The 10,806-nt window shown below is 37.4% G+C and carries 6 protein-coding genes; all 6 read left to right on the plus strand.

The window, feature by feature from the left end; genetic code table 11:
• Window positions 1–602: 602 nt before the first annotated feature.
• The 6 genes from K8V80_RS05620 (at window position 603) to K8V80_RS05645 (ending at window position 10,783) form a co-directional block, all read left to right on the plus strand.
• Entirely contained in the window at window positions 603–2,711 is a 2,109-nt protein-coding gene (locus K8V80_RS05620) for a heparinase II/III family protein (RefSeq protein ID WP_276775983.1), read from the plus strand.
• A gap of 490 nt (window positions 2,712–3,201) precedes the next feature.
• Window positions 3,202–5,163 (plus strand): heparin-sulfate lyase HepC, encoded by a 1,962-nt coding sequence (gene hepC / locus K8V80_RS05625; RefSeq protein ID WP_276775984.1) that lies wholly within the window; start codon window positions 3,202–3,204, stop codon window positions 5,161–5,163.
• Window positions 5,163–6,563 (plus strand): sulfatase family protein, encoded by a 1,401-nt coding sequence (locus K8V80_RS05630; RefSeq protein ID WP_276775985.1) that lies wholly within the window; start codon window positions 5,163–5,165, stop codon window positions 6,561–6,563. The genes hepC and K8V80_RS05630 overlap by 1 nt, the downstream gene beginning before the upstream one ends.
• A 23-nt stretch (window positions 6,564–6,586) precedes the next feature.
• Complete coding sequence (locus K8V80_RS05635) at window positions 6,587–8,149, plus strand: sulfatase family protein (protein ID WP_006745320.1); 1,563 nt, start codon at window positions 6,587–6,589, stop codon at window positions 8,147–8,149.
• A gap of 33 nt (window positions 8,150–8,182) precedes the next feature.
• Window positions 8,183–9,829: a Tat pathway signal sequence gene (locus K8V80_RS05640; protein WP_276775987.1), complete on the plus strand. Its 1,647-nt coding sequence runs from the start codon at window positions 8,183–8,185 to the stop codon at window positions 9,827–9,829.
• An 18-nt stretch (window positions 9,830–9,847) separates the two neighbouring features.
• Complete coding sequence (locus K8V80_RS05645; protein WP_006745318.1) at window positions 9,848–10,783, plus strand: ROK family protein; 936 nt, start codon at window positions 9,848–9,850, stop codon at window positions 10,781–10,783.
• The last annotated feature ends 23 nt before the right edge of the window (window positions 10,784–10,806 follow it).

Here is a 10,806-nt window from a genome sequence, read left to right on the forward strand (position 1 = left end):
CACAGTTCTTATCCTTTAAATTATTAATATTCTTCTTCATCGTTTGTTGTGCAAGTTAGGTTTATAGTCTTAAGAGGGTGTTCAAACCTCCTAGATCAAGAATTTATCTTGATGAATTGTCAAGGGTAGGTATAGATAGTAGGAGTTTAGTTTTGATATCATTAATTTACGTCCTATTTCTCTAATTAGCAAATCTTTATTGCTTATAATTTGCTTATCACCCTAAGAGAAGAACAAGTTGGCAATCTAAAAAGTTTGTTTTAAAAGAGCAGATCTTTTGCTGTCTATACCTTTGGATGAACGAGTTGTTTTCCCTCTCTCTTTTCCTTTTTCTTCTTTTTTTGTATAAAAATCACTTTGTAAGGAAGGGTTCTTAATGTGCTCAATAGCCCACTCTAGACTGTTTTGATAGGGGTTGTGGACAAATTTATAATTTCAATATACAATTTTGAGATTAGTTAGTGCATAATAAATCAATTATTGTACTATCGTGCAACAGTGCTAGGGGTAGAATACTTAATATTGCAATGTTAAAAAGAAGGAGAAAACCCATCCTTTTTTCAATGTAAGTGAATCTATTTATTAACCTTTAATTTTAAGAAATGTTTAGAAAAACGTTTACACTTAGTGTCCTATTTTTCCTGTGTATAGGCTTTGCTTTTTGTTCGGGCGACAATGTAAAATTGGAAGATGTGCAAAAAGACCCTTCAACGGAAGATCCAACAGGGGGTGACAAGGAAGAAGATAAAGGCACTATTGACGAAGATCTAGTAACCGAAAATGGTGTTCGAGTAAAAGCATTTGCAATGCTTAATTTAGATAGAGCTGGTTTAGAACAAGTAAAATTGGCTGTAGATGCTAAGAATTATGATTTAGCAGCAGAAAGATTATTGGAATATTACAGACAAGCAAAAGCTTTTGTTCATCCTTCTTTTGATATTAATAACGTAACAGTTTCCGATCAAGATCAGCTTTGGGCAGATAATGGTATGCAACATATCTTTCAATCTGTAAAAGGATTTGATCCTCTTTGCTACGATAGACTGAATGAAGAAACTGGCGAAAAGGAAATTGATTGGACTTATTGGCCAAAGAAAGACAATGAAATTCGTTGGCAGCTACACCGTATGTATTGGTGGGTTCCAATGGGAAAAGTGTACTACACCACTAAAAATGAAGCGTATGCTAAAGAGTGGGTTTTCCAATATCAAGATTGGGCTAAGAAAAACCCGATGCCCACTGAAGATATGGTAAATGTAGGTGCTCGTCCTAATAAAGACAATTACGACTTTACATGGCGTCCACTCGAAGTAAGTCATCGTATAGAAGACCAAATTATTCAGTTTCAATTATTCTTAAATGCAGAAAGTTTTACTGCTGCATTCCTTACAGAATTCTTGATAAACTATGCCAACCATGCCAACTATATCTTGAAAAATTATACTCCAGAAGGAAATCACTTGCTATTCCAAGCACAAAGAATGATGTATGCTGGTATTTGTTTCCCAGAGTTAAAAGAGGCAGATACTTGGTTGAATAGTGGTATTACAAAATTGAATGAGCAGATTGAAGAGCAGGTGTATGCAGATGGAATGCACTATGAGATGGACTTAGGTTATCACTTAGCTGCAATTGATATTTTCTATCAAGCATTGCGTGTGGCTACATTAAATGATAAGGCAAGCGTATTCCCACAATCGTACAAAGACATCATTAGAAAGATGATTACGGTAACCTACAATACCAATTATCCAAATGATATTGCTCCTTTGTTTAGTGATGGCAGACAAGGTTCTTCAGCTGTAATGAAAAGAAACTACAACGGTTGGTTGGACCTATTCCCTAATGATCAAGAATTGATGTACTTTGCTTCAGAATCTCGTCAAGAAGGTGCACATCCCAATTATCTTTCAAAAGCGTTTAAGGAATCAGGGTTCTATGTATTTCGTAACGATTGGAGTAAAGGTGTAATCCAGATGGTTGTTAAAAACACACCCAAAGCAGGTTGGCACAATCAACCCGATAATGGAACTTTTGAACTTTGGTATCAAGGTCAGAATCTATTCCCAGATAGTGGTGCATACTCTTATGGAGGAGATAAAGCAGCCAATCAAGATAGAAACTGGTTCCGTCAGACAAAAGTACACAATACTTTAACTCTAGATGGTAAGAATGTCAACTCTCAACCTAAGCTAGTAGCTTGGAATGCCGAAGGAGAAGGAAAAACAGATTATCTAGTTATAGAAAATGAAAGTTACCCCAACTTAAAGCACCGTAGAACTGTTTATTTTGTTGAGAAAAAATTCTTTGTGATTTTAGATGAAGCAATAGGTAATGCAGAAGGTGATGTAGCTATCCACTATAATTTTGTAGAAGGAGAAACTACCTCTAATGAAAAGAACTTCTATGCTGCAACCACTTTTGATAATAAAAACGTAGCACTTCGCTGCTATGCTCCCGAGGGTACTTCTATGCAGAAATCTGTAGGTAGGGTATCTTATGAATATAATAAATATAAAGAAAGAGATGCTTATGCATTTAGTTATAAGAAGCAAGCATCAGAATCAAGTGTGAAATTTGTTACTGTGATATTCCCCAACAAAAAAGCTCCAGCAGCATCTCGTATTGTTTGGTTAAATCAAGAGGATGCCGATGCAAAAGAAATGCACTTCAAGATATTTAGTGCAGAATATCACATACCTTATTTATAAAACAAATCCATTTCGGTAAAAAAGAAAATACCCAGTTAGGCGTTAGTGAATTTTTTGGGGTATTATAAAGAATCAATAAGTATTAGTAAAAGAAAACGATTGAGGATTAATTTGTTTAATTAAAGGAGAAATATGCTTTTTATTCGAGGCGTGTTTCAAGGGGGAAGAGGCGAAAGTTTCTTCCCCTTTTTTATGCAAAGAATGAGAAGTAATGTGAGCTGCAACCCATTTAGCTTACTCAAAAAAGAAAAATAGACTTTCGAAACTCCGTTTTTATCATGTATGGCTTCAAAGCCTCGTATCAGGGCTTTATAATGTCAAAAACACATTTGTGTAATTCTATTCAACAATATTTAAAGAGATAGATACAGCTTTTCTTTTATCAAAAACAGAGTTGAAAGTAGGTAGGAGGTATTTTGAGTAATATTGTATTAATTCAATAATTATGAGACTACTATATTTTTATGACAACTAATTTTTTAATTGTACTATGAAAAAATATTTATTCGTATTGTTGGCTTGTCTAAGCAGTGCTTTTCTTTCAGCACAAATACAAGTCAATCCAAAGGCATTCGAGTTGCTAGATTTGAATCGTAAAGGGCTCGAAAAAGTGAAGAAGGAATACGAAAAGGGAAAGTTGGAGTCTGCAGCAAAGCATCTTTTAACTTACTATCGTACCCGAACTAATTTTACTCATCCCGATCTCAATTTAAAAGAAATTTCTGTGAATGCCACAGAACAAAAATGGGCTGATGATGCCCTTAAACATGTTTTCTTTGCACACAAAGGTTATCAACCCTCTTATTTTTATGGAGACAATATTGATTGGACCTATTGGCCAGTAAAAGATAATGAACTTCGTTGGCAATTGCATCGTACTAAGTGGTGGCAGCCTATGGGTAAAGTTTACTACACTTCCAAAGATGAAAAATATGCAAAAGAATGGGTGTTTCAATATATGGATTGGATAAAAAAGAATCCATTGGAAGACTTTATCAATCGTCAGCAAGTGGGAGCGGACGTAGAGAGCTTACCCAATTCTGCTTTTGCTTGGCGTGCTTTAGAAGTGAGTCATCGTCTGCAAGATCAGATTGCTCAGTTTATGCTATTTATCAACTCCAAACATTTTACTCCTGCTTTCTTAACTCAATTCTTAGTGAATTATGAAAGTCATGCACAGCATATTCTTTCCAATTATTCTGCTCAAGGAAATCACCTCCTATTTGAAGCACAACGAGTTCTTTATGCAGGAACTAGTTTTCCTGAATTTAAAGAGGCCTCAAAATGGAGAGCCAGTGGCATTCAAATTTTGAATGACGAAATAGACAAACAGGTTTTTGCAGATGGTGGTCAGTACGAGTTAGACTTAGGTTATCATCTTGCTGCTATCAATATCTTCTCCAAAGCACTTCGCATGGCTCAGGTTAATGGTTTTGCTGATGAGTTCCCTGCTAGCTATTCAAAAATCATTCATGATATGATTGTGGTTACTATGAATATGTATTACCCCAATTATACCAACCCACTATTTAGTGATGCAAAGATGGGGAGTGCCAATTCTTTGATAGCTAATTATCAAGAATTTGCTAAACTATTCCCTGAGGATGAAAACATCCTTTACTTTGCTACAGAGGGCAAAGAAGGAAAAGCTTCAAGTTATCTATCTAAAGCTTTTCAGGATTCAGGATTCTATGTATTCCGCAATGGCTGGACACCTAGTTCTATTCAGATGGATGTCAAAGCTGGTCCTGCTGCTCACTGGCACAATCAACCCGATAATGGAACTTTCGAACTTTATATAAACGAACGTAATTTCTTCCCCGATAGTGGTAGCTATGTATATGGAGGAAGCGAAGAAGTGCTGAAACAACGTGAATGGTTCCGTCAAACAAAAGTGCATAATACACTTTCTTTGAATGGCGAAAATTTAAGCAGCAACTCCAAGTGCTTGTTCTGGAGTGCTACACCTACAACCGATGTGTTGACTGTAGAAAATACAAGTTATCCTGAACTAAACCACCGCCGTACTTTCTTTTTTGTAGAGAAGAAGTTCTTTGTAATCTTTGATGAGGCGATAGGAACAGCTAAGGGCGATGTAGCTCTTCACTTTAATTTCTTGGAAGGCGATATGATAGCTGATTATGCCAATCATAAAGTAGCTACACCTTTTACAGATGGTAATAACTTAGTAGTTCAAAGTTTTGGTCCAGCCGATTTGAAAATGGAAAAACAAGAAGGTTGGGTGTCTTATGCTTATCGTCAAAAAGCAGAACGTGATGCGTTTTCTTTTACTGCAGAAAAAACTACAGATGCTACCGTACAATTTATTACAGTGCTTATCCCTACAAAATCTGCTGATGCAGTAGGCGAAATTAAAGCAGAATATGTTGATGGAGCTATCCATGTAGAATTTAATGGAAATACTTACAATCTAAATACCCCTATTCAGTAATGACAAATACAAGCAAACTATTATCTATAATGGTAGGAGGGGCAAGCCTCCTACAAGTTGCTCCTGCTATGGCAAAGCCCAAGGCAGAGAAGCAAACTCAGCCCAATATCATTTTGATAATGACCGATCAGCATACAGCCAACGCATTGAGTTGTGCCGGAAATCCTTATGTATCTACCCCTGGGATTGATGGTTTGGCACAAGATGGTATTCGTTTTACCCGTGCTTATGCTAGTTATCCATTAAGTGGACCCTCTCGTGCGAGTATGATAACTGGTAAAATGCCGGTTCAACTAGGAGTTAAAGATAACTCAGTAGGAGATATCAGTGCAGAAGAATTGGCTAACTCTATGGGAAATGTTGCCAAAAATGCAGGTTATGAATGCTTATATGCAGGAAAGTGGCATGCTCCATTAGAAATTAATCTACCTGAAGAGGGTACAGGTTTTACAAAGGTATGCGATATGGACGATCGTGTATTAGTAGAAAAGAGTAAGCCTTTCTTAGAAAAGAAATACGATAAACCGCTCTTCTATGTGGCTTCATTCTTGAATCCTCATGAAACTTGTGAGTTTGCTCGTGAAGAGGCTCTTCATTATGGTAAGCTAGATATAGATAAGGAGAAAGATAATTATCCTCCTCTACCGATGAATGCAAGTGTTCCTGCTTACTATCCAGAGGCAATTACCTTGCACCGTCATTTTGTACCTCGTTCTTATCCTACAGAAAGATATACAGATGACGACTGGAGAAAATACATCTATGCTTATTATCGCTTTGTAGAAAGAGTAGATAAAGAAATTGTAAAGTTGGTAGATGTACTGAAAAGTAATGACTTATATGAAAACAGCTTAATCATCTTTATGAGTGATCACGGAGATGGTGTAGGAGCACATCGTGCCAATCAAAAACGAGTTTTACAAGAAGAGATTGCCAATGTTCCTTTCATTGTAAAACCTCCAAAGAGCAAGTTCAAAGGTGAGGTAAATGAGACTGCTCTAATCAGTACCAATCTCGATTTATACCAAACCATTTGTGATATCACGGGTGCAGGAGAAAATCATGATCAAAGATTTGGAAAGAGTATCCGTCCACTTATCGAAGGAAAAACAATTAAACATCATGACGAAGTATATGTAGAAACCTTCTTAGATGGAGTGGAAACTCGTGGTTGGGCAGTGATAGGAGAGAAGCATAAATATGTAGTGTATCGTCAGTTCAAGAATGCAGAGCAACTATTCAATTTGGAGAATGATCCGTTAGAAATGCAAAACTTGGCTCCTGTAAAGGCGTATGATGAAATTAAGCAAGAGATGCGCGCTAAGCTTTACGATTGGGCTGTAAAAACAGATGATAAAATGCTTAGAAGAGTTACTTCTAATTGCGACGATGTAAACTAAAATTCAAACACAAAATAGTATCAATGAAAAAAATTCTAAACTATTTACCATTAGTACCTCTTACTCTTACTGCCTGTTCTCAAAAACCGGCACAGGAGGAAGTAAAACGTCCTAATATTCTATTTATTATGACTGACGACCATACCACGCAAGCGATAAGTGCGTATGGTAGTGAGTTTGCTAATACTCCTAATATTGATCGTATAGCCCATGAAGGAGCTCGTTTTGATAATTGCTTTGTTACCAATGCTCTTTCCGGACCTTCACGTGCTTGTATCTTAACAGGTAAATTTGGTCATATCAATGGCTTTACCGATAACTCTCAAGTATTTGATGGTAGTCAGAAGACTTTCCCAAAACTATTAAGAGAAAATGGATATCAAACAGCTATTATTGGTAAATGGCACTTGATTTCTGAACCTCAAGGATTCGATTTCTATTCTATCCTAACGGGTCAGCATGAACAAGGAGATTACTACGATCCCGATTTTCTTGAAAATGGAAAAGATATTGTTGAAAAAGGGTATGCTACCGATATTATTACCGATAAGGCTCTTACCTATTTAAAGGAGCAAAGAGATAAAAATAAACCTTTTGCGATGATGGTACATCATAAAGCACCTCACCGTAACTGGATGGCTGCCGAAAGACATTTGGGATATTATAATGATGTTACTTTTCCAGAGCCATTCAATTTGTTTGACGATTATGCTACTCGTAGCAAAGCGCCGAAAGAACAAGACTGTAATATTGCTAATACGCTCACTGATTATTGGGATTTAAAACTGGCTACTGAAGAAGAATTAGCGAGTAATGATTTCCCCGATAAGAGATTCCAAGGCGTGTACAACAGAATGCCTGAATCTACCAAGAAACGTTGGAACGAAGTATATGCCGAACGAATTCATAAGTTCCGCAACACGAAGATGACTGAAAAAGAACTTGTTCGTGAGAAATTCCAATCGTATATGCGTGATTATATGTCAACTACATTGGCTGTAGATGAAGGTATTGGTAAGCTTTTGGATTATCTTGAAGAAACAGGAGAGTTGGATAATACACTGATTATCTACACATCCGATCAAGGCTTCTTCCTAGGAGAACACGGTTTCTTTGATAAGAGATTCATGTACGAAGAATGTCAAAGAATGCCTCTTGTTATGCGTTATCCTAAATTGATCAAGGCAGGAACAAAGGCTGAAGCTTTTGCTATGAATGTGGATTTTGCTCCTACATTCCTAGATTTGGCAGGAGTAGAAAAACAAGATGATATCCAAGGAACTTCCTTGTTACCTATCTTCCAAAATGAAGGTAAAGCACCCGAAGGTTGGAGAGATGCTGTGTACTATCACTATTTTGAATATCCAGCAGAACATAGTGTAAAACGTCATTATGGGGTTCGTACCGATCGTTACAAATTGATTCATTTCTACAATGATATCAATGAGTGGGAGATGTATGATCTTGAAAATGATCCTCATGAAATGAATAATATCTATGGTAAGGCTGATGTGAAAGAGATTCAAAATCACTTAAAAGTTCGCTTGGATGAGCTACGTGTTCAATACAACGACACCATTCAATAATCATCGACTAAGAATTTATACAAATAAGATAAAATGGATAGAAGAAAGTTTTTTAAGAAGTCAGGGGTAGTTTTATCAGGACTAGCTCTTTCTGGAAGCGTACTTAGCGGTTGCTTCGAAGAAAAAAAGCCAGTAGTAGGTAAGGTTACTTCTGGAGAAAAATTTCCTATTGATGCTTCTAAGTTGAAGTACTACTGGGGTGACTTACACAACCATTGTAACCTAACTTATGGTCATGGTGATTTGGACAAAGCGTATGAAGCTGCTCGTGAGCAACTTGATTTCGTTTCTGTTACCCCACATGCTATGTGGCCAGATATTCCAGGAAAAGGTGATCCTCGTTTAGAGTGGGTTATTGAGTACCACGAAAGTGCATTCCGCCGCTTACGTGCTGGAGGATGGGATCGCTATACCAAAATGAATGAAAAATTCAATAGCAAAGATTTCATCACTTTCTTATCATACGAGTGCCACAGTATGCAACATGGTGACCACGTAGTGCTAAACTACGATATGGATGCACCTCTTGTAGAATGTACTTCTGTAGAAGATTTAAAAGATAAGTTGAAAGATACCAAAACCTTTATTACTCCTCACCACATGGGTTACCAAGAAGGATATAGAGGTTACAACTGGGATTTCTTCTCTGAAGGAAGACAAACTCCTTTTGTTGAAATGTATTCTCGCCATGGTTTGGCTGAAAGTGATTTAGGAGATTATCCTTATCTACACGATATGGGTCCTCGCCATTGGGAAGGTACTATTATGTATGGCTTAAACCAAGGTCATAAGTTTGGTATTATGGGTTCTACCGATCAACACGCTGGTTACCCAGGTAGCTACGGCGATGGTAGAGTAGGTGTTTTGGCTGAAGGGCTTGATCGTGATTCACTTTGGAATGCACTTGAAAACCGTAAGACTTGTTGTGTTACAGGAGATAGAATCTTAATTGATTTCCGTATTAACGATGCAACAATTGGTGATATTACTCGTGGTAACCAACGTCGTATCTACTTAAATGTACAAGGTGAAAGTGCTATTGACTATGTAGATATCGTTAAAAATGGTCGTACGGTGGGTCGTATCAGCGGACCATTGACTCCTCAAAATCCAGAAGGCGATGTAGTTCGTGCAAAAGTGAAATTTGAGTTCGGTTGGAACCGTTTTGAAGAAGCAGTAAAATGGAATGGTGATATCAAGATTAGCGATGGTGTAATCAATAATATCTCTCCATGTTTCCGTGGTGCTCCTTTTGTTTCTCCTCAAGAAGGTGTAAAAGAAGCTCCAACTTTGATTAACAAAATCATTAATCAAAATGAAAAGGGCTGTGAGCTAGAAATGTTTACTACCAAGAACCCAAATACAACATCTCCTGCTACACAAGCTGTAATCTTAGATGTAACTATGCCTAAAAAAGGTAAGTTTACACTCAACTTCAATGGTCAGACATTCAAATACTCATTAGCAGAACTACTTGAAGGTACTAAGACTCAATTCATGAACGGTTGGTTAAGTGAAGCAATCCAGTTCCACAGAGCTATTCCTCATGATGCATTCGAGTTCGAACACTTTATGTTAGATGAAACTCCCGAACAAGAGACAGATTATTACTACGTACGTGTTCGTCAACGTGATAATCAATGGGGTTGGAGTTCTCCTATTTGGGTAGAACGTGTTTAATTCAAAAGAGTTAGATAAATGAAAAATGTAATAGGAATTGATTTAGGGGGTACAGCTATTAAGTATGCTTTGGTAGATAAAGCAGGTAAGGCTCTTTACGAAGGAATTCTTCCAAGTAAAGCAGATGAGTCTGCCGAAAAAATCATTGAACAGCTTAAAGTAGCCATTGATGACACCCTAAGATATTCCCGTGAAAACAACTTGGAGGTCTATGGTTTAGGCATAGGCTCTCCAGGTATTATAGATACGATATCGGGAACCGTCATGGGAGGTGCCGAAAACCTAAAAGGTTGGGAACAAGTGCCTTTAGCAAGGTTATTACGTGAAGCATACGATCTTCCGATATATGTAGATAATGATGCTAATGTTATGGGATTAGCAGAAGCGACCTTTGGTGCAGCTAAAGGATGTACTGATGTTATCTTTTTAACAATAGGTACAGGAGTAGGTGGAGCAATGATTATCAATGGCAAACTCTATGGTGGATACCGCAATAGAGGTGGCGAACTAGGACATTTCCCTCTTATAGCAGATGGGGAAGACTGTGCTTGTGGTTCTCGTGGTTGCTTTGAGCAATATGCTTCTGCTTCTGCATTGGTGCGTCGTTATAAAAAACAACTAGAAAAAAACAATAAACCTGTACCCGAGGGGGTGAATGGAAAGTATATTGTACAACAATACCATGCAGGCGAACCAGAAGCTGTATTTAGTTTAAATGAGAACTGCGACTTCATTGGTCATGCTATTGCTGGTTTTGTCAATATCTTCAGTCCTCAAAAAGTAGTCATTGGTGGAGGTTTATCCGAAGCGGGAGAATTCTATATGAATAAAATCCGTGAGGCTGCCAATAAGTATTGCATGGCAGACTGCGCTTTTAGTACCCACATTGAGCCAGCCGTTTTGGGCAACAAAGCTGGATACTTGGGTGCTGCAGGCTTAGTCTTTACTGCATAAAACAGATACAGTTTTATTTAGTT

This window comes from Bacteroides coprosuis (assembly GCF_020741705.1).
Classification (GTDB): domain Bacteria; phylum Bacteroidota; class Bacteroidia; order Bacteroidales; family Bacteroidaceae; genus Bacteroides_E; species Bacteroides_E coprosuis.

Bases quoted from the DNA above. Each gene is read 5' to 3' on its own strand.
- K8V80_RS05620 (WP_276775983.1), top strand. From the start codon at position 603: ATGTTTAGAAAAACGTTTACACTTAGTGTCCTATTTTTCCTGTGTATA.
- hepC (WP_276775984.1), top strand. From the start codon at position 3,202: ATGAAAAAATATTTATTCGTATTGTTGGCTTGTCTAAGCAGTGCTTTT.
- K8V80_RS05630 (WP_276775985.1), top strand. From the start codon at position 5,163: ATGACAAATACAAGCAAACTATTATCTATAATGGTAGGAGGGGCAAGC.
- K8V80_RS05635 (WP_006745320.1), top strand. From the start codon at position 6,587: ATGAAAAAAATTCTAAACTATTTACCATTAGTACCTCTTACTCTTACT.
- K8V80_RS05640 (WP_276775987.1), top strand. From the start codon at position 8,183: ATGGATAGAAGAAAGTTTTTTAAGAAGTCAGGGGTAGTTTTATCAGGA.
- K8V80_RS05645 (WP_006745318.1), top strand. From the start codon at position 9,848: ATGAAAAATGTAATAGGAATTGATTTAGGGGGTACAGCTATTAAGTAT.